This window comes from Vibrio sp. RE86 (genome assembly GCF_013114545.1).
Lineage (GTDB): Bacteria > Pseudomonadota > Gammaproteobacteria > Enterobacterales > Vibrionaceae > Vibrio.
The window spans coordinates 1-18,267 of record NZ_VTXI01000010.1; the positions used below are offsets into that span (position 1 = coordinate 1).

The 18,267-nt window shown below is 43.9% G+C and carries 20 protein-coding genes; 8 read left to right on the top strand and 12 right to left on the bottom strand.

What is annotated here, in order from left to right:
* Window positions 1-141: 141 nt before the first annotated feature.
* From F0231_RS11275 to F0231_RS11285, 3 genes are all read right to left on the bottom strand, one after another.
* Window positions 142-1,512 carry a YjiH family protein gene (locus tag F0231_RS11275; protein WP_171759826.1) on the bottom strand — a complete coding sequence of 457 codons (1,371 nt, stop codon included), beginning with the start codon at window positions 1,510-1,512 and terminating at the stop codon, window positions 142-144.
* A gap of 241 nt (window positions 1,513-1,753) precedes the next feature.
* Window positions 1,754-2,416: a YoaK family protein gene (locus F0231_RS11280; RefSeq protein WP_171759827.1), complete on the bottom strand. Its 663-nt coding sequence runs from the start codon at window positions 2,414-2,416 to the stop codon at window positions 1,754-1,756.
* Window positions 2,417-2,540: 124 nt separating this feature from the next.
* Window positions 2,541-2,948 (bottom strand): GFA family protein, encoded by a 408-nt coding sequence (locus tag F0231_RS11285; protein WP_171759828.1) that lies wholly within the window; start codon window positions 2,946-2,948, stop codon window positions 2,541-2,543.
* Between the two features lie 27 nt (window positions 2,949-2,975).
* Here F0231_RS11285 and F0231_RS11290 point away from each other — a divergent pair, with 27 nt between their 5' ends.
* The 3 genes from F0231_RS11290 to F0231_RS11300 all read left to right on the top strand — a co-directional run bounded on the left by F0231_RS11290 (window position 2,976) and on the right by F0231_RS11300 (window position 5,495).
* Window positions 2,976-3,632 (top strand): hypothetical protein, encoded by a 657-nt coding sequence (locus F0231_RS11290; RefSeq protein WP_253825777.1) that lies wholly within the window; start codon window positions 2,976-2,978, stop codon window positions 3,630-3,632.
* A gap of 104 nt (window positions 3,633-3,736) precedes the next feature.
* Window positions 3,737-4,042: an isoamylase early set domain-containing protein gene (locus F0231_RS11295; RefSeq protein WP_171759829.1), complete on the top strand. Its 306-nt coding sequence runs from the start codon at window positions 3,737-3,739 to the stop codon at window positions 4,040-4,042.
* A gap of 199 nt (window positions 4,043-4,241) precedes the next feature.
* Window positions 4,242-5,495 carry a peptidoglycan DD-metalloendopeptidase family protein gene (locus tag F0231_RS11300; protein WP_171759947.1) on the top strand — a complete coding sequence of 418 codons (1,254 nt, stop codon included), beginning with the start codon at window positions 4,242-4,244 and terminating at the stop codon, window positions 5,493-5,495.
* Window positions 5,496-5,581: 86 nt separating this feature from the next.
* Here F0231_RS11300 and F0231_RS11305 read toward each other — a convergent pair whose 3' ends face one another.
* Window positions 5,582-6,595 (bottom strand): GGDEF domain-containing protein, encoded by a 1,014-nt coding sequence (locus F0231_RS11305; protein WP_171759830.1) that lies wholly within the window; start codon window positions 6,593-6,595, stop codon window positions 5,582-5,584.
* Window positions 6,596-6,784: 189 nt separating this feature from the next.
* The gene (locus tag F0231_RS11310; RefSeq protein WP_171759831.1) at window positions 6,785-7,711 is read right to left on the bottom strand and encodes a chemotaxis protein; all 927 of its coding nucleotides are present in this window, start codon (window positions 7,709-7,711) and stop codon (window positions 6,785-6,787) included.
* Window positions 7,712-7,909: 198 nt separating this feature from the next.
* Here F0231_RS11310 and ppiC point away from each other — a divergent pair, with 198 nt between their 5' ends.
* Window positions 7,910-8,188, top strand: a complete 279-nt coding sequence (gene ppiC, locus F0231_RS11315; protein WP_005472248.1) for a peptidylprolyl isomerase PpiC — start codon at window positions 7,910-7,912, stop codon at window positions 8,186-8,188.
* A 69-nt stretch (window positions 8,189-8,257) separates the two neighbouring features.
* Here the strand turns inward: ppiC and F0231_RS11320 are convergent, their stop codons facing one another.
* From F0231_RS11320 to F0231_RS11330, 3 genes are all read right to left on the bottom strand, one after another.
* Complete coding sequence (locus tag F0231_RS11320; RefSeq protein WP_171759832.1) at window positions 8,258-8,566, bottom strand: cytochrome c; 309 nt, start codon at window positions 8,564-8,566, stop codon at window positions 8,258-8,260.
* Window positions 8,567-8,666: 100 nt separating this feature from the next.
* Window positions 8,667-9,671, bottom strand: coding sequence for a low-specificity L-threonine aldolase (gene ltaE / locus F0231_RS11325; protein WP_171759833.1), 1,005 nt, complete (start codon window positions 9,669-9,671; stop codon window positions 8,667-8,669).
* A gap of 12 nt (window positions 9,672-9,683) precedes the next feature.
* Window positions 9,684-10,205, bottom strand: a complete 522-nt coding sequence (locus F0231_RS11330) for an NUDIX hydrolase (RefSeq protein ID WP_171759834.1) — start codon at window positions 10,203-10,205, stop codon at window positions 9,684-9,686.
* Between the two features lie 274 nt (window positions 10,206-10,479).
* Between F0231_RS11330 and F0231_RS11335 the strand changes: the two genes are divergently transcribed.
* Together F0231_RS11335 and viaA are read left to right on the top strand one after the other, a co-directional pair.
* Window positions 10,480-12,144, top strand: a complete 1,665-nt coding sequence (locus F0231_RS11335; RefSeq protein ID WP_171759835.1) for an ATPase RavA domain-containing protein — start codon at window positions 10,480-10,482, stop codon at window positions 12,142-12,144.
* Between the two features lie 9 nt (window positions 12,145-12,153).
* Window positions 12,154-13,599: an ATPase RavA stimulator ViaA gene (gene viaA, locus F0231_RS11340; protein WP_171759836.1), complete on the top strand. Its 1,446-nt coding sequence runs from the start codon at window positions 12,154-12,156 to the stop codon at window positions 13,597-13,599.
* A 48-nt stretch (window positions 13,600-13,647) separates the two neighbouring features.
* Here the strand turns inward: viaA and emrD are convergent, their stop codons facing one another.
* From emrD to F0231_RS11355, 3 genes are all read right to left on the bottom strand, one after another.
* The gene (gene emrD, locus F0231_RS11345; protein WP_171759837.1) at window positions 13,648-14,853 is read right to left on the bottom strand and encodes a multidrug efflux MFS transporter EmrD; all 1,206 of its coding nucleotides are present in this window, start codon (window positions 14,851-14,853) and stop codon (window positions 13,648-13,650) included.
* A gap of 211 nt (window positions 14,854-15,064) precedes the next feature.
* Window positions 15,065-15,373 carry a cysteine-rich CWC family protein gene (locus F0231_RS11350; protein WP_171759838.1) on the bottom strand — a complete coding sequence of 103 codons (309 nt, stop codon included), beginning with the start codon at window positions 15,371-15,373 and terminating at the stop codon, window positions 15,065-15,067.
* A gap of 70 nt (window positions 15,374-15,443) precedes the next feature.
* On the bottom strand, window positions 15,444-16,370 hold the full coding sequence (locus F0231_RS11355) for a DMT family transporter (RefSeq protein WP_171759948.1): 927 nt from the start codon (window positions 16,368-16,370) through the stop codon (window positions 15,444-15,446).
* 146 nt (window positions 16,371-16,516) lie between these two features.
* Here F0231_RS11355 and F0231_RS11360 point away from each other — a divergent pair, with 146 nt between their 5' ends.
* Complete coding sequence (locus tag F0231_RS11360) at window positions 16,517-16,972, top strand: Lrp/AsnC family transcriptional regulator (RefSeq protein ID WP_171759839.1); 456 nt, start codon at window positions 16,517-16,519, stop codon at window positions 16,970-16,972.
* A gap of 32 nt (window positions 16,973-17,004) precedes the next feature.
* Window positions 17,005-17,742 (top strand): DUF4365 domain-containing protein, encoded by a 738-nt coding sequence (locus F0231_RS11365; protein ID WP_171759840.1) that lies wholly within the window; start codon window positions 17,005-17,007, stop codon window positions 17,740-17,742.
* Between the two features lie 48 nt (window positions 17,743-17,790).
* Here the strand turns inward: F0231_RS11365 and F0231_RS11370 are convergent, their stop codons facing one another.
* A complete protein-coding gene (locus tag F0231_RS11370) occupies window positions 17,791-18,267 on the bottom strand; it encodes a MarR family winged helix-turn-helix transcriptional regulator (RefSeq protein ID WP_171759841.1) in 477 nt (158 codons plus the stop codon).

Below are 18,267 nucleotides of genomic sequence, written 5' to 3' on the forward strand. Positions count from 1 at the left end.
CTTAGAAACATAAAAAATCCGAGTGCATGGAATACACTCGGATTTTGACACCTTGGAAGGATCGTTCAACCGATCATTTAACCCTTAACTGATCGGCATTACGCCATATGGCGGGGCTTCTTGTTTTAGCGTACTTAAAAATTAGAAAATCAAATGCGCAACACCTGCGATAACAGGTAGCGTGATTAGAGTACGTAAGATAAAGATAGCGAACAGCTCAAAGATATTTACAGGAATACGGCTGCCAAGTAGTAGGGCACCGACTTCTGACATGTAGATAAGCTGAGTCACCGACATTGCTGCAATCACAAAGCGTGTCATCTCGTTATCAATCGAGGCCGCCAAAATAGCTGGGATAAACATATCCGCAAAACCAACCACAATTGTTTCCGAAGCCGCTGCTGCTTCAGGCACGCCTAAAAGCTCTAAGAATGGGATAAACGGTTGACCTAAAAAGCTAAATACAGAGGTATATTCAGCAATCACTAGAGCGATTGTACCAAGTCCCATTACTACTGGCAGTACGCCGAATACCATGTCGACAGCGTTGCGTACACCTTCGCCAAATACGCGCTTAAATGAAGTCACTTGTGCCGACTTTTTCAGAGCGAGTTCAAGACCCCAAGAGAACGTAGTGTGGCCTTGAGGGATCGCATCTGCGTCTTTATCTGGTGCGCTACCATCGATAAAGGTGTTCTTTTTACGGCTAAGTGGAGGAAGGCGCGGGATGATGATTGCCGCTACAAAACCAGCTAAACAGATCGCTCCATAGAACGGGAGGAACAGGTGTTCCAACTCAACTTGAGCAATAACCACCAAGCTGAATGTAATCGAAACGGCAGAGAATGTTGTACCGACAACCGCGGCTTCACGTTGGGTGTAGAACTTGTTTTCATACTGCTTACTTGTTAGCAAAATACCGACAGAGCCATCACCAAGCCAAGATGCCATACAATCAATAGCACTACGACCTGGTAGGTTAAACACTGGGCGCATGATTTTACTTAGCAAAGTACCAAATAGCTCAAGTAGACCAAAGTTAAGTAATAATGGCAGTAACAAGCCTGCAAAAATGAACACTGAGAATAGCGTCGGTAGAAGGCCTTCAAGTACCAGTCCACCAGTATTCTCTTCCCAAATCGCTTCTGGACCAACTTGGAAGTAGGTCATTGCTACCGCTGCACCACCGATTAGGCGTACAGCAAGCCATAACGGACTTGGGTTAAATAGCCCGTTTAGAAACTCGCTATTAGCGATGAATGAAGGCGTTTTGATACGGCATAGCGCTGATGCCACAGCCATGAAAACGATAATGCTTGTTACGATACTAACGAGGTGTTCACCAAAGATCGCTTGGATAGACTTTGCGAGGACCGCAACAGGAATAGTGATATCACCTTGGTAGCTGATTGGAGCCATGAATAGAAAAAGGCCAATCAATGAAGGGATTAAGAATACCCAAAAGTTACCTTTTCTATCGGTCTGTTTTGATTGTTGAGCGCTGTTTTGCATATGATTCTCAAGTGAGTCGTGTAAACAAATAACTTGCCTATCCGTATGGCATATATATTCACGAAACATCCATATTTATCGATTGGGCGCAAGATTAGTCTCTTTTGGTCTATCACGCAATACTATTCAATAAATAGGCCTAAATATTCATGACGAAAAACCATGCTAATACTCTATTTTAGAATGATATGTTAACGGTGTTAAATTATTGGTTGTTTCTTTTAGTTTTAATCACAGCTAATCACAGTGATTTTCGGTTTGCGATAAATAACCAATACGTAATAGCCAAAGCGGCAGATAGCATAACAGGGGCAAGCAAAGCGCCAATTTGATACATGCTATAGAGTTTGGCTCCTAGGAATCCGCCAGAGAGAAAACCGAAAAAGATACACACAAATAACTTGGCTTTACGATAGTCAAAATGTTCGCCACGTAGCCTTGCACCTATCATGATGCCAAGGTCAGTGATGATTCCTGTCATGTGGGTTGTTCTGACGATAGCTCCGCTAAAGGTTGTGAGCATCGCGTTTTGCAATCCACAGGCTGCGGAAGCGAAATATTGGCCTGTAACGGAGTCTTTGGTTAACAATGCGAAAGCGATAAGAAGAAGCAAGCTTTCAACACAAAGAGCAGCGCCGTAGCGTCGTCCAAGTTTCAGTGCGGTGCTTTCTATAAATAGACCGCTGAGAACCGCCCCGAGCAGAAAACTCAGCACAATGAGCAATAGATGACCTGTTTGCTGATTGATGGTCTCTAATGATGTACCAAGCAAAGTGACGGTTCCAGAAATATGTGACACGGCTTGGTGTTGAAAGCCCAGTAGACCGACGGCATTGACAATACCAGCGAGAAGGGACAGTAGAAAGGCTCCATATTCTACCCAACGTGGAAGTTTGGAAATCAAAATACGCTCCTTATTAGCAAGAGCTGAATTATAGAGAGCCTCACTTACTATGGGTAGAGTTAGTTAATGCAAAAACTTGATCTTAGATAACGATTACTCTTAGAAAACGATTGTTCATCGAAAACTAGAGATAATGCTCCATTTGAGAGTCGAATTTCACCCAACCGGATTTTCGTTCTTCGTAAACGGAAAAGCTCGGGCAAGGCAGATCTTGTTCATTAAAGACCCCGACTGGCACCACGATAGCATCGGGAGCGGTTTGAAGTTTGAGTAGCATTGTCGTGCTACAGCGAGGGCAGAACGAATAGGTCACTTCGTTTCCTGAATCTGCAATGCGAGTGTACTCGACGAGCTCACCACTATAAGACACCTGATCTTTGTTGAATCGGGCTTGGACTCCGAACACACTCCCAGTACGCTTTTGGCACTCAAAACAATGACACACAGCGGTTCGAAGGGGCTCTCCTCGACAAACCAAGTTGACCTGCCCGCAGGTGCAGTCGGCCATTCTAACTTTCTGCTGTTGTTCCATTTTATCTCCTTCCATTAGCCTGTTAACATGATGTTTCTTTACCTAGATGACTTCAAGAAGATCCGTAAACTGATGAAAAAACGCTTATTACCTATTCCCCTAATTCTTCTCATTCCTATCGTACTACTAATAATAGTCACTATAGCGGGAATCTATCGTTTTAGCCTATCGGATGAAGAAATTCTCGCTAAGTTCCCTCAGCAGCCTAGTCAGCAAAATTCAGTCGTTGCTTCGGTATTTGGTCTCCGAACTCCAAATCCGTGGACGGTAAAAGTGCCTAGTAGCAGCGAGTTTACATTCATAGAGAAAATAGAAAGTAAGCAGTACGCACAAGGTCAATATGCAGATGGTGAAGAACGCGGCACGGTGACGTTCGATCTTGAGCGTATGACGAAAATCGACGCGTCGACTTACGCAGGCATTCTAACTGTGAGTAACCAGGGAACAGGTGTGTTCTACTATCTAGCCTTGTCCAAATATGATGAGTTTAGACAACGAATGGTAACCAAAGAAGCCGTACTGCTAGGCGACCGCATTAAAGTCAATCAAGTGACGATGGAAGGCCAACTAATCTCAGTCGAGCTGCTAGAACGTGATGAAAATCAAGCAATGGCGCAAGAGCCAACGAAATTAACCACTATACTTTTCCAAGTAACTGAGCAAGATAGCTTAGAACAGCAATAAGCGGCCGTATTCAATTCAGTATTGAGTATGTGTGATAGATTGCTTATGATTTGACCTGATAAGTTATGAGATGGATTTAAATACAGTCGTTAATGGAGTTAAATATGATCAATAAGCGTTTTTTTAAAACGAAAGATGAAGTTGAGGTCACCTTCGAGCTTGCCGCTGAAGAAGTCGGTCAGTCTGTCGCAATTGTTGCTGATTTTTTAGATTGGCAACCAACTCAAATGAAAAAAGTGGCGAAGAGTAAGTCATACAAGTTTAAGACCCGTTTGCCAAAGGACAGCCAGTTTGAGTTTCGTTATTTAGTTGATGATCAAAAGTGGGTGAATGACCCAAATGCTGATCAGTACTTGCCAAATGGATACGGTGAAGATAACGGATTAGTTTCGACTTATCAGCAGCAGTGATAAGACTGCGCTAAAGTCATCCAATTTAACAGAAAGGGCGTTATATACGCCCATTTTTGTGTAAATCTGACATTCCAAAGGTGACAAGTAATAGACAAATTTGTACTCTTATGGCCGTTGTTTAATTCTATTTATAGGTCATATTGTGCAATCTAGAGGTATTAAGGCTCGTTTCCAAGAGCTATCTAGGCCAAAACGTATGATGGCTCTGTCGCTGCCAGTCATCGCAGCTTTTGTTATTACGTCATCACCAGAGCACAGCGTTCACCAACGCACGATTGATCTCTCCCTACCTGAATCTACGATTGTTAACGATATTCTGCTTGAGCAAGAAGTTGTCGAAGACCGCCCTAATTACGAATACACCATCCAAGCGGGTGATAATCTCAGTTCCATTTTTGAGCAACTTGGCTTTGGCTATAGTGAACTCATGAAAATTATGGAAACGGATCTTAACTTCCTTGCGCTCGATACTCTGAAACCAGGTAATACACTGCGTTTTTGGCGAGATGAAGAGAGTGGTGCATTGAGTAAAATGGATCTCGAGTTCAGTTTAGTTGAACGTGCTGTCTATAGCCGAGTCGATGATGGTAGCTATGAATTCTCTGATGTGAAGTTACCGGGTCAATGGAAAACATTTCCTCTCGTCGGGGAGATTAATGGTAGTTTTTCGCAATCTGTCTATAACCTTGGCCTTGGTAGTAGTGACATTGAACAAATTGTCTCGTTACTTAAAGACAAAGTTAGTTTTACTCGTGACCTTCGCGCAGGCGATCGATTTGAAGTCGTTCAATCAAGGCAGTTTGTGGGTGACCAACTAACAGGGAATCGAGAAATTCAAGCGATCAAGATCTTCAATCGTGGCCGTGTACTGAGTGCTTATCTGCACAGTGATGGTCAATATTACGACCATGATGGTGACAGTTTACAACGTGCATTTCAGCGTAAACCTGTGAATGGAGCCTACCGCTTAAGCTCTAACTTTAACCCAACCCGTAAGCACCCAGTCACGGGGCGAGTCTCACCACACAATGGTACTGACTGGGCGACACCGACTGGAACGCCAATCGTATCTACTGGTGATGGTACGGTTATTATGACTCGTAAACACCCTTATGCGGGTAATTACGTCGTAATTCAACACGGAAGCCGTTACAAAACACGTTACCTTCATCTCAGTAAAATCTTAGTGCGTAAGGGACAAAAGGTATCACGAGGTCAACGTATAGGATTATCTGGCTCAACAGGGCGAGTGACAGGCCCTCACATTCATTATGAGTTGATTGACCGTGGTCGCCCGGTAAATGCGATGAAAGCGAACATTCCTATGGCAAGTTCGGTCTCTAAGAAAGAGATGCCAGCTTTTGAAGCACGCCGAGATGAACTCGATGTGATGCTGAAACAAAAAGAGTTGGAGTTAGCAGCCGCATCTAAAGGTGAGCCAACAAGTTAGTAAGAACTTAGTAAGCGATTAGAAAACATAACCCCACGCAATGTCGTGGGGTTATTTGTATGTTCAGGTTGAGAACGAAGATTTCGTTAAAGTGGCATCACGCGGTTTCTGCCTAACTCTTTCGCTTCATAAAGGAACTTATCCGCTCGCTCTATAAGTGACTCAGCGGTCTCTCCGGGCTCAAGCTCTGCTACACCTAATGAAATCGTAATATTCCCCACTTGCTTTGAAGTACGGCGATCTTTGACGGACAGCTTTTCAATTGAGCGTCTTAGACTATCAGCAAACTGCCTTGCAATACGCAGAGATTTGTTTGGCACAATCAGAGCAAACTCTTCACCACCAAAGCGGTATGCGTGAATGCCATCACGGCTGCTTAGCTGCAATCGACGTGCAATACCCTTAATCACAGTGTCACCGAATAGGTGCCCATACGTATCATTGTAAGATTTAAAATGATCAATATCGGCCAGTATCAAACACATCTTTTGTTCTGAGCGACACAGTGTATTGATATCACTATCAAACGATCGGCGATTATATAAGCTAGTCAACGCGTCAAACAAAGCGTCTTGCTGAACCTCAGCTAACTGGCTCTTGAGCTGATTGATCTCTTTGGTCGCGCTTTCGAGTTGGTTATTCAAAAAACGTGTTGAGTGTCGGATCTCTCGTGATTCTGCAACCAGTTGTCTTATGACCGTCATTACTTCATCTAGCGACATCGACTCATCTTCAACGCGCTCTAGATTCTCAAAGCTCTTGTCTATCATCTGAGAGAACTGAGAAGTATCGGTGAGCGTGTCAGACATGGAGTGTGCGACTTCGTTGACCAAGATTTCTATATTGGCGCGCAGGTCGTGCATATCCGTTTCGGATCGGCTAGCAATATGGTTGTTATAGAGCTGTTCACCAACGGCAGGAGGACAAACACCGTAATTGGCTAACACCCCATCTAACTCTTTGTTTAATTGAGGGATGGCATTATCGACGTAGGTGTACCAAAGCGCGTAATTCGCTGGTGTAGTCGCTACGTGGTTTTTCATCATCAGGGGGACAGCTTTTTTTAGGTTAGCTGTTGATTTTTTAAAGTTGTCAGTCATTTTTACGAATAATCTTATCTAGACACCCTCTACAGTTAAGGGTAGTGGTAATACTGCTTAGATGCCTGATCTAATATCATTTCACATCAATCCATTGATAAGGATTATGAACCTTAGCATAACTTAATCTTAGAATCTGTAAGGGCTTAGAGCAATGGTTAAATTGCTTCGTAAGAAAAGGTAACCAAATTAGAAACTATTTACCTTAACCAAACCTTGTTCTAACTGTTGTGCTCCTCTGAGCATGGCTTTGATCAAATCTCCTGCATTGAACTTTTCAAGAGCTTCATGTGCGCCAACCTGCTTTGCACGATCGACACAAATTTCGCTAGACAGAGAGGTATGTAAGATGATGTAGCTGTTACTGAGGTCAGATTCATTTTGTGTCTCAAATGCGAGCTCATAGCCATCTAGCCCAGGCATCTCAATATCACTGACCAACAGTTCGATAGGTGAACCTTTGGCTGATTGCTGGCGCATTAGGTCCAGTGCATCGTTACCGTTATTACATATCTGATAAGGAATGTTAATACTGTCTAACGCATCACTGAGCTGTTTTCGGGCGATTGATGAATCATCAACCAGTAGGATGTTGAGAGCCTTTAATCGTTCTCGCTCAATATCAGTCAACATTGGTATATTGGTCGATTCGTATTGCGGGTAGATCTTAGAAAGTAACAGCTCTACATCCAACATTTGCACGATCTGTTCTTCAAAGCGAGTAATCCCCGTGACAAAGACGTTGTTACCAGCGGAAGAGGGAGTTTGCTCAATCGTTTTCCAATCACATTCGATGATTTTCTCAATAGAGCGAACCATGAAAGCCACTACGGTGCGAAGACAGTCGGTGACGATCAAATAACAGGACTCATATTCTTCAGGCTGAATGGGACGGAAACCGATTGCTGCAGGCATGTTGATAACCGGAATAGTTTTACCACGGAGTGAGACTGTACCGATAACATGGTGATGTGAGTAAGGGATCTGAGTCGTGACTTGAAAAGGGACTATCTCTCTAACCTTGAGTGTACCGATTGCAAATAGCTGCTTACTTTGGGTCAAGGTAAACATTAGCATACCTTGAGATTGGTTCGCTTTACTGGCGGGCTTTGCCATGTCGCATTCTCCCTTACTACTTCTGATTCCATGTTAGCGTAACTAAACTAAGGTTCAATCCGCGATGCCTATTTTCACCACTTTTAATGATCTGATAGCTGCTTTTTTTGCCAACAAAGTCAATGCTTGGGTGAAGATCTCATTCTATTCGGGTACAATCCGCGCCATTTGAACAGTCATTTTGAATGAGGCAACACCATGGCTAATACAGCAGCGGCTCTGCACATCTTGGTAAAACACAAAGAGCAAGCGGAAGACATCATCAAGCAGCTTAAAAAAGGCGCAAAATTCCAAACGCTAGCGAAGAAGTATTCGACTTGTCCATCTGGCAAAAAAGGTGGTGATCTTGGCGAATTCCGCCGTGGTCAGATGGTGCCTCAATTCGACAAAGTATGCTTCTCTGGTGAGACCTTGGTTCCCCACCTAGTCAAAACAAAATTTGGTTGGCACGTAGTAAAGGTGTTGTACCGCACATAAGTGTAGCTCCCCCAAAGTCAGAATCTTTAAGAACCGGAAGTGAATGGACACCCATTTGCTTTCGGTTTTTTATTTTGAACCGAAATACGCAGCAATATCCCTTAAGTCTTGGTCATTCAACCTTGATAGTTGCGCTTTCATCATCTCCGCGAGTGCACCTTGGCGCTTTCCCTCTTGGTAGTCTTTCATCGATTGAAAAAGGTATTGCTCGTTTTGCCCGTTGATATTTGGATAGCTAGGGTTAGGAGCTATACCGTCAGTACCGTGACAGAAAATGCAGCTAGGGGATTTTACTTTACCCAGTTCAGGATCCCCAAATGAGGTGTAGGCAAAAGTTAGTGGACTGACAAGAGAGAGGAGAAGTAGGGAGCGTATCATGGTGAGCTCATTTTTAGCTTAGATACGTAAAGAATAAAGCTTCCCCTAAGGGGAAGCTCAATGGTTTAGATCAATTAATCGACCACTTGGTCAAAAGATCCTAAAGAAGACCCGAGAGTTTTTCAGTAAACGTCAGGATATCTTGCTCAGTAATATCTTTATGTGTCACGAATCGAATTGGGTTGCCTGGTGAAACCGTGATGCCTTCTTGTGAGAGTTGCTTTGCAATATGTTCGATGTCGACTGATTCATCCAGCTTTGCAAATACAATGTTGGTTTGAACAAATTCTGCATTTACATTAAACCCTGGTAATTCACTCAGCTTGTTCGCCAACAGTTTCGCATTGCTATGGTCTGTTTTGAGCTGTTCAACCTGCTGCGTGAGCGCTAATTTACCTGCAGCCGCAAGGATACCAGCTTGGCGCATACCACCGCCGACCATCTTGCGTAGACGTCGCGCCTTTGCGATAAACGCTTTGTCTCCAAGCAATAGTGAACCGATTGGTGCAGCTAAGCCTTTCGATAAACAGATAGTCATAGAATCAAAGTGCTGAGCGATCTCTTTTACGTCAATGTCTAACGCGACTGCGGCATTGTAGACGCGAGCACCATCGAGATGAAGAGAAAGGCCGTGTTGGTCGACAAACTGTCGAGCTTGAACAAGGTAGCTCATTGGAAGCACTTTACCGTTAATGGTGTTTTCTAAGCTAAGTAATTTAGTACGTGCGAAGTGGCTATCATCTGGTTTAATAGCCGCTTTTAACTTAGCGAAATCAAGCGTGCCATCTGGGTTGTTTTCGATTGGCTGTGGTTGAATGGAGCCAAGCACTGCAGCCCCGCCAGCTTCATAACGATAGTTGTGCGCTTGTTGACCACAAAGATATTCATCACCACGTTCGCAATGGGCCATCAAACCTAATAAGTTGGCTTGCGTTCCTGACGTGGTAAACATTGCCGCTTCAAAGCCGTGTCGCTCTGCTGCCCACTGTTCAAGTTCATTAACGGTAGGGTCGTCGCCGTAGACATCGTCCCCGACTGGCGCTTCGGCCATTGCTTTTCTCATTGCTTCCGTCGGTTTGGTTACCGTATCAGAACGAAAATCCATAATTGTTATCTCCTAAATATATCCGCACAGCTTTGCTTTACTTAAACATGCGATGGTCTTGGCATCAGTGATATCACCATTAATAATTTTTTGTTCGAGTTGGTCAACTGAGAGTGAAAGCACTTCAATGACTTCATCGTCATCGCATTGGTAACGTTGGGTAAGTGTGAGGTCTTTCGCGACAAAAAGGTGCTGAAGCTCATCACAAAAGCCCGCTAAGGGTGTTACCTGACCTAGAGATATCATGCTTTTCGCACTGTAACCAGTCTCTTCCTCTAACTCTCGGTGAGCACAATGCTCTATTGGCTCATTATTCTCTAAAGTGCCAGCGGGAAGCTCTAATAACCATTTCTTAAGAGAAGGACGATATTGATTGATAAGGATGATATTGCCGTTCTCGTCGATAGGCAGAATAACAGCCGCACCTGGGTGAGAAATGGTGGTATGGACGATAGTTTGACCGCTAGGAAGCTGAACATCTTCTTCAATAAGAGCGATGCGCTTCCAAGTGTGGAGAGTCTTAGTGTTGTTCATTTTAATACTTCGATATGCCCTAGCGAAAGACAGGCATTACCTTACAGGCTATGGCGAACTAGATAAAGTTTACTGATAACAACTGAGTAACTTTCATTCGTACAATAGGTGACTTAACTCTCAATTATGCAAACATTGTTTTCAGTGACTTACGCAAAATAACCATCTGCTATAAAGGCTTGAAATAATCAAAATTCCACTTGTAACAAAGTGATAACAAATGTATAAACTTATACATACGCTCGTACAGTTAAAAGTTTAGGGGAACAGTTCAATGATCAAACCGAGTCGAGTCTCTCACTCACAAAAAGCACTGCTCTCTGAACGAATCAATAAGCTTGCTCAAGCCTTGTCTGATGGGGTTTATGAGCGTGAAGAAACCATTAAGCTATGCCTGCTTGCCGCATTAGCTGGTGAAAGTGTTTTCTTACTAGGGCCTCCTGGTATTGCGAAGAGTTTAATTGCGAAACGTTTAATTCAAGCGTTCGATAACTCGAGTTACTTCGAATATCTCATGACACGTTTCTCGACACCGGAAGAAGTTTTCGGTCCGTTAAGTATTCAAGAATTAAAAGATAATGGTCGTTACGTTCGCTTAACTGACGGTTATCTGCCAACCGCACAAGTCGTTTTCCTCGATGAGATTTGGAAAGCCGGCCCAGCTATCCTCAACACACTGCTTACCGTCGTAAACGAAAAAACATTTAAGAATGGTAGCGAGATAGAGCGTGTGCCAATGCGCCTATTGGTCTCGGCATCCAACGAATTACCAGATGAAGATAGCGGCTTAGAAGCGCTTTATGACCGTATGCTCGTGCGTGTGTTTGTCAACCGTATCCAAGACAAACAGAACTTTAAGTCAATGCTGACCGTCGGAACGCCACAAGAAGCGAGCATTCCTGAAGGCCTAGCAATCACAGATGAAGAATATCATTTGTGGCAGTCAGAACTTGATCAGCTTGAATTAAGCGATGATGTATTTGAAAAGCTTTATGAACTGAAGAGCTTGCTGGAGTCATCAGCGACTGCGGAAACTGGCGTGGATGTGGCAGATACTGATATGTACGTATCAGATCGCCGCTGGAAAAAGGCAGTGAAACTGCTAAAAGCAAGTGCCTACTTCAACGGACGAGACTCAATCAACCCGCTTGATATTCTGCTATTGCAAGATTGTTTATGGAACAACCCAGAATCAAGAGATGTTGTTCGACAAGTGATCAAAAAGTTTGCTTTGAACAATGCTTTTGATCAGCAAGAAGTAGAGCAACAAATCGCATTGTGTCGTGAAGAGCTTAATGAAATTCAAGAAGAACTAGAGTCGGAATTTGGCACCATGCTGTCAATGGAATCGACAACGGGTCTGCTTAAGAAACAGATTCACAGCTACGATATTTCTGATGCCAAAAGCTACAAAGTCGGCAGCGCATTTGACTTGGTGAAACTTGTATTGCTGCAAAGCAACATGTCCGTGACCGAATCTGAAAAAGGCGATAGCCGTTGGGTATATGTACCTAAAAACGAGCTGGAGCGCGTGATCAAGGAAGGGCATGGCGATGTTTACGGTTACGTTAATACCAATACTAACCTTGTTCGTCTTCGCTTTGATGTTGATGCGGCCAATAACCTAGTGATTAAGGATATTGCCAACCGAGCTGTACTCGTATCTATTGTGACCAACAAAGGCCTTGATGAATCCCTTTATCAAGAGTGGTTAACCAAAGCTGAGCAGGCAATGGCCCAGTTAGAGCACGCTGAACATCACCTACTGAAAGTTCGTTCTGATTTCCACGGTGCATTGCCACATGGCTTTGTTGACCAAGAGCTTCCTCGTGCGATGGAGTCTAGCCTGCAAAATCTACAGCAGGTACTAGAGTCGACGAAAACCGAAAGCGAAAGAACCGTGTTCCGCTTTAAAACTCTAAACCAGTTCTTTGCTTAGGAGAGATGGATGCTAGGTGCTGACGGATTAAATCTTGTATTAGCCATTGCCGATTCAGGTATGATCGATACGGCGGTGAACGATCTCATGGCTCGTTCTCAAATGATGGCAGTGACAGAGAATCGCGGTGTTAAAACATCCGTTAAAAATCATCTTCTAAAATGGCGTGGTAGCGTGAAGAAACGCATCACAAAAGTATGTGAGACAGACCGCTTTAAACAGGAGTTAGCGCTTTATCAAGAAGTGATTCATTGGGATGAGTCCGAGTTTTTTGACAAGATTCCAGAGATCATCAAGCAGCTTGAATGGCACTCAGCTTTCTATTTGCAAGCGCGCCGTTTAATGGAGAAGAACAAAGGGGTGAATAACCCAATGTTCCCACACTATTTTTGCGATCAGTGGTACCAAAGTCTTTCCGACGCGATCCGCCAAGCCCAACTCACCGAACTAGAAGCGAATAAAGAGAAAGTATTAAAAGATCTTTATCAGCGCATGGAAACCATGAAAAACATGGACAAGGTGACGGAGAGTGGTGATGAAGGCAGCGTAGGTCGCTTGTGGGATATGGCATCAGCTCGCTTGAGTAAAACCGACCTCACGGTGATGAAGCGTCATGCCGAGTTTTTGGCGAAGAATAAGGGCCTGCAAGAAATTGCGGAAAAACTGGGCAGAATGGCAAGCAAAGTTGATGATCCAGAGTTCAACAAAGCGCCTTTGGAAGAGCCTCAAGTCGTTGAAGAGAAATCCGATAAAGCGACAGATGATATTGTCGGTATTCATGAGGGCGATGACCTAAACAAGTTGCTGCCAAATGAGACCATGTTCTTAGCCTATCCCGAGCTTGAAGTTGTGTTCTACAAGCACTTGGTCGACAAGCGTTTGATGAATTACAAGATGCAAGGCAAGTCACGTACACTGCGTAAAGTGAGCGCTCAGCGTCCTGATAACGCCCAAGCAGATGTGGAAAAAGGCCCATTTATTGTTTGTGTCGATGCGTCTGGTTCAATGAGTGGTTTTCCTGAGCAGTGTGCAAAAGCGATGGCGTATGCCTTGATGCAAATAGCACTTGCTGAAGACCGTGATTGCTATGTCATTCTCTTCTCTTCTGAGCAGATTACTTACGAGTTAACGAAACAAGACGGCTTGCGTGAAGCGAGCGACTTCCTGACCTACAGCTTCCACGGTGGTACTGATTTAGAGCCCGTACTGATGAAGTCAATTGACCTCATGTCCGGAGACAAATACCGTAATGCGGATATGGTCGTGATTTCGGACTTTATTGCACCGAAGCAATCTGAAGAGATGCTAGAGAAGGTCGAAGAGCTTAAGAAAAGTAAAAACCGTTTCCATGCGATTAGCCTTTCTAAGTATGGCAACCCTGACCTCATGGCGATGTTTGATCATAGTTGGGCGTACCACCCGAATTTAGTGGGACGTTTGATGAAAAAATGGTAGAGCGCAATGCTCTACCATTTTTGTATTGAGTGAACTCAGAAGGACGCTTTAGTAAGCAAGTGGCATCTCATTAGAAGGATCTTGCTTGCGGTACACTCGCAGTAATCCAAACAGAGCCAATATCGACATTATCAACATCAACGCTCCTAGTGGCATTTGATCCGGAGCTGGGATCATCGAAGCTGCGAGTGTCGCCAAACCAGCACCCAAATTCTGCATCCCACCCAACACAGCTCCTCCTGTCCCCGCATGATAAGGTAGAGGTGACAATGCGCCTGTTGTTGCTGCAGGGAAGAGGATACCTGCACCCAAGAAGTAGATTGTCGCACCGCCAATTAAGGTTAAAGCTGAAGTGAGCCCGAACAAGCCAGGAATCAAAACAATCAAAGATCCCAGCATAATTGCAGCTAACCCCACGCTTAAGGCACGCTTCTCACTGCGTTTTGCTGCAATGTAGCTTGAAAGTCCAGCCCCGACTAAGTAACCGGGAATAGGAAGGACAAACAGCAAGCTTACTGTGGTTGCTGGTAAGTCAAGGACGCCGCCGAGCAACACGCCAGCCGCAGCCTCAAAAATGGCGATACCAGAGAATGTTGCCACTAAGCAGATCAAATAACCCTGGAAGCGACGATCAGACAGCACAAAGCGATAACTGCTAGTGACTTTTTCGTAACGACGTTTCTCTTGTGGCAAGGTTTCCGCAAAACTTGTCATCATAGTAATGACTACTGCAATGCCAAATAGCGCTAGGAACATGTAACTTGAACGCCAGCCAAATGCTTCTGTTAAGTAGCCGCCAAGGACAGGAGCGATGAGCGGTGAAAAGATCACGCACATGCTGATCAAACTATTCACTTTATGCAGCTCAGCACCGTCAAACAAATCGCGAGTCAGTGTACGAGACATAGCGCCGCCGCAACCAATGCCCAGCCCTTGAATAAAACTGCCGACTAAGAATAACTCATAGCTGTGTGCGAAAAGGGCAATGAGCGCACCCACTATATATATCAACAAACCCGTAATGATGATCGGTTTACGACCTAGACGGTCAGATAACGGACCATAGACAAACTGAGAAATGCCATAAGGGATCAAGTAGCAAGCCATGACAGCTTGTAGAGCCGCTGGCGTCACTAAAAACTCACTGGCCATGTAGCCAATGGAAGGCACATACATGGTTTGGGTCATTTGACCGACCGCAGTTAAAATCGCAATGAGAAAAGTCAACTTAACAACTTGAGAAGAGCCAGACATTACAGCAATACCTAAATTCGAAACGCAAGAAACCATCAGCTTTGCCGAAACAGAGCTAATACAATAATTTATAAAGGGATGTTTTAGGCGCGAGATATTAGAGTGAGTTAGTCGGACTCGCAACCAAAAAGTGTGATCTTACGCAGGATAAATATTTTGAATTTGGATTAGAAAAACTAATCCAAATTTATATGCGGCTTGAGTGAAGTAATTATGCGACGGGAAGTTTAGATAGGCACTTACGGCATAAACACACATCACTGTTTGGAAGCGATGACGTATCTCGTTTTTCGATATCAAAACACCAGCATGTTGACTTGCCCATACTGATATCACATTGGGCTGGCTGCGAGCAGGATGGGCAGGTATGTGTCGATGTTTTACCACTTAGTTTCGACATCACCTCTTCTCGTTCTTGGTCATCGAGGTGGCGCCAGTTGATAATTTCATCCATGGTTCGATGACAACCGCTACAGATACCATCATTGTTTTTGCAAGCAGCAATACAGGGTGTTTTCACGTCTCAATTCAGCCCAATAATTTACGTTGGGCTGGACTATACCGTTAATCTCAGCTGACATCAAAGCTGCTCATTTGTTGAAGCTCGGTGGCTGGTAATTTAACGAACTGTCTTGCTTCATGAATAGGTTGCTTGCAATCACGCTGCCAAAGGTGACAACAAGTAGTGAAATCCAGCCGATTGAAGAGGGTTGCTCTGCAAAAACTGGGATAGCAAGTATCGTAGCAATGACAGGGGTTGCAGCCCCGAAGGCAGCGGTACGTTCAGCGCCTAACTTAGCGATAGCGTGTAAGTAGGTAAAAGCTGCGATTAAGCCTGCTCCTAACCCTTGTAGTAGTGAATGCCCAAGCAACTCTTTCCATGGCCAATGGCTAGGGGGTGTCGAGTATAGATAGCTCTCTACCCATCCTCCTAATACTAAAACGCTGAGAGAGACAATAGACAACAGTGAGATAAGGCCTGACGCGACAAGTGGGTTTAAGTTTGAGACGCGAGCACAAATGGTAAACGTTGCCCACATCGCACTGCCAATCAAGAAAAGCGTATGACCATAAAGTAGATGGTTATTGTTTGCACCTAAGCTTTGCGAAAGGAAAAGAACAATGCCAACTACCACGAGTGTAAGGCCAACAATTCGATGTGAACTCAACGGCTGTTTAAACGCCAGTACCGCGATGCCTGATACAAACAGAGGAAGGGTGCCTGGTATAAGCGCACTTCCATCTGCAACAGGAGCAAATTGCATGCCTGTACCAGCAACAAACAGGTAAGGCAAACCGCTGCCAATAAACATTCCGATCAAGTAACGCTTAGGTATGGCGAGAATCTCCTGTTTGGCTTTCAACACAAGTGGGAGCAGTAAAACTAAAGGGATAAGGAAGCGAGTCATAGCAACATCGGCTGTCATTAAGTCGGAGTGTGCGCCACTACGAAGTGACAAGAAGAAACCAGACCAGAGTAATAGGGTCGCAATCATTGCTAAGTAACCAGAAATCATATCCATTTGTGCGTTAAGTTTTACTTATTTACATTATGGAGCGTAATAAAAGGTGATTTCTGGCAAGATGCATTAAGCCAAAGAGCTATTTTGGTGGAAACCATCAATAAAGTTTAAATATTAGCGATAAAGCGGCGGTACGAGATATGGACAGAATAGATAAACACATTTTGAGACTCTTACAGCAGGATGCCCGCCAATCTACTGCCGATATTGCTGATCAAGTAGGGCTATCGGCATCTCCTTGTGCTCGACGTATCAAACGGTTAGAAGAAGCTGGCATCATTGCCAACTATCGAGCCAGTCTAAACAAGGATCGCATTGGCGTTGGTATGACAGTGTTTGTGGAAGTCAGTTTGAACAATCACCAAGCAGTCAGCATCGATGAGTTTGAGTTATCAATTCAAGAGATGGATGAAGTGATCAGCTGTCATGTCGTTTCTGGGGCTTATGATTATTTGTTGGAAGTCGTCAGTCATGATCTTGCTGGTTACGAGTCTTTCACACGCAAACTTCAGCGCTTGGATAATGTTAAAGACATACATACCCACTTAGCAATTCGACAAGTTAAAGGGGGGAGTGAGCTACCGATATTTACATAGCTTTACCTAACAAACTCAGAGGGAGGAAATGAATGAAATATACACGACAATCAATTAGCGGAGATGCTGGGGAGTATTACTTTGCATACAAAATCACATCTATGTTTGGATTTGCAACAAGATTGCTAGACATAGATCTGGGGGTCGATGGAGAAATAGAAATTATTGAGGACACAGGAGTTAGCACAACTCATTTGATAAAAGCGCAAGTTAAGACAGAAATGAGTATCAAAGGAAGTACATGCTCGACTTATGTCTCACAAGATAACATCGACTATTGGAAAAAGATTAGCTTGCCTGTAATCGTTTTCTTAGTCGATCTAAATGCTCCCACGAGAGTTTATTGGAAAGAAATAACTCACCTTGAGGATTACAGTACAAAAGGTCAGAGTATGAAAGTAACTTTTGACTTGACTAAAGATGAGCTGACTCCAGGTTGTAAAGGCAAATTGATGAAAATTGCGATACCTAATGAACATAAAGCTCTTAAAGCTCTTAGTAAGTTGCGCAAGAACTTCAATATTCTTATAGAACGTTTACCAAATGCAAATACCGGCCTCACTGGCTATGAATATAGCGGTCTAGGTGCAATTGAGAGGGATTATGAGGAAGCGGCCAAATTATTAAAAGAAGTAAAAGCACTGCTTTCATTCCATCCTGCACTAAACAACAATGAAATGACTGCTAAGTTGGAACGTGCGGATAAGCGTCTAAATAATATTAGAAATTACATTATCCGCGAGGATAGGGTAGACGAAGGTATAGAATAATTATCACAGTATGTATACATTCCCATGATATACATACTGTAAGCATCACTACTCAGGCTTAGTGATACTGCCTAACTCAAGGACTGGTGCAACATCGATATCTTCGGCGTTCATCATTGAAGAAATACGCTGCACAGATGAGAGCAATAAAGATTGTTCCCACTCTTCAAGGCGTTGAAATTTGGTGATGAAACTTTGTTGCAGCGGCGTTGGTGCTGCGTCTAACAACTCTTGCCCTTTTTCTGTCAGGTAGGCGTGTACTTTGCGCTTATCTTTGCTGCTACGTACACGCTGAACTAAGCCATTTCGTTCCAAACGGTCGAGAATAGTGGTTGCAGTTGCCTGACTCATATTGGTGTGATCAGACAGTTGGCGAATGGTCACTTCACCTAGCTCACGGATCGAGCGCATCAATATAAGCTGAGGGCCTGTTAACCCAGACTCTTTACTTAACTTCTTAGAGTGTAGATCGATTGCTCGAATGATTTGGCGAATCGAAATCAGGACTTCTTCGTGCTTATCCAA

What these genes read in the sequence shown, in the direction of transcription:
- F0231_RS11275 (WP_171759826.1), bottom strand. Translation starts at nt 1,512, where the DNA reads ATGCAAAACAGCGCTCAACAATCAAAACAGACCGATAGAAAAGGTAAC.
- F0231_RS11285 (WP_171759828.1), bottom strand. Translation starts at nt 2,948, where the DNA reads ATGGAACAACAGCAGAAAGTTAGAATGGCCGACTGCACCTGCGGGCAG.
- F0231_RS11290 (WP_253825777.1), top strand. Translation starts at nt 2,976, where the DNA reads ATGATGTTTCTTTACCTAGATGACTTCAAGAAGATCCGTAAACTGATG.
- F0231_RS11295 (WP_171759829.1), top strand. Translation starts at nt 3,737, where the DNA reads ATGATCAATAAGCGTTTTTTTAAAACGAAAGATGAAGTTGAGGTCACC.
- F0231_RS11300 (WP_171759947.1), top strand. Translation starts at nt 4,242, where the DNA reads ATGATGGCTCTGTCGCTGCCAGTCATCGCAGCTTTTGTTATTACGTCA.
- F0231_RS11305 (WP_171759830.1), bottom strand. Translation starts at nt 6,595, where the DNA reads ATGACTGACAACTTTAAAAAATCAACAGCTAACCTAAAAAAAGCTGTC.
- F0231_RS11310 (WP_171759831.1), bottom strand. Translation starts at nt 7,711, where the DNA reads ATGGCAAAGCCCGCCAGTAAAGCGAACCAATCTCAAGGTATGCTAATG.
- ppiC (WP_005472248.1), top strand. Translation starts at nt 7,910, where the DNA reads ATGGCTAATACAGCAGCGGCTCTGCACATCTTGGTAAAACACAAAGAG.
- F0231_RS11320 (WP_171759832.1), bottom strand. Translation starts at nt 8,566, where the DNA reads ATGATACGCTCCCTACTTCTCCTCTCTCTTGTCAGTCCACTAACTTTT.
- ltaE (WP_171759833.1), bottom strand. Translation starts at nt 9,671, where the DNA reads ATGGATTTTCGTTCTGATACGGTAACCAAACCGACGGAAGCAATGAGA.
- F0231_RS11330 (WP_171759834.1), bottom strand. Translation starts at nt 10,205, where the DNA reads ATGAACAACACTAAGACTCTCCACACTTGGAAGCGCATCGCTCTTATT.
- F0231_RS11335 (WP_171759835.1), top strand. Translation starts at nt 10,480, where the DNA reads ATGATCAAACCGAGTCGAGTCTCTCACTCACAAAAAGCACTGCTCTCT.
- viaA (WP_171759836.1), top strand. Translation starts at nt 12,154, where the DNA reads ATGCTAGGTGCTGACGGATTAAATCTTGTATTAGCCATTGCCGATTCA.
- emrD (WP_171759837.1), bottom strand. Translation starts at nt 14,853, where the DNA reads ATGTCTGGCTCTTCTCAAGTTGTTAAGTTGACTTTTCTCATTGCGATT.
- F0231_RS11355 (WP_171759948.1), bottom strand. Translation starts at nt 16,370, where the DNA reads ATGATTTCTGGTTACTTAGCAATGATTGCGACCCTATTACTCTGGTCT.
- F0231_RS11360 (WP_171759839.1), top strand. Translation starts at nt 16,517, where the DNA reads ATGGACAGAATAGATAAACACATTTTGAGACTCTTACAGCAGGATGCC.
- F0231_RS11365 (WP_171759840.1), top strand. Translation starts at nt 17,005, where the DNA reads ATGAAATATACACGACAATCAATTAGCGGAGATGCTGGGGAGTATTAC.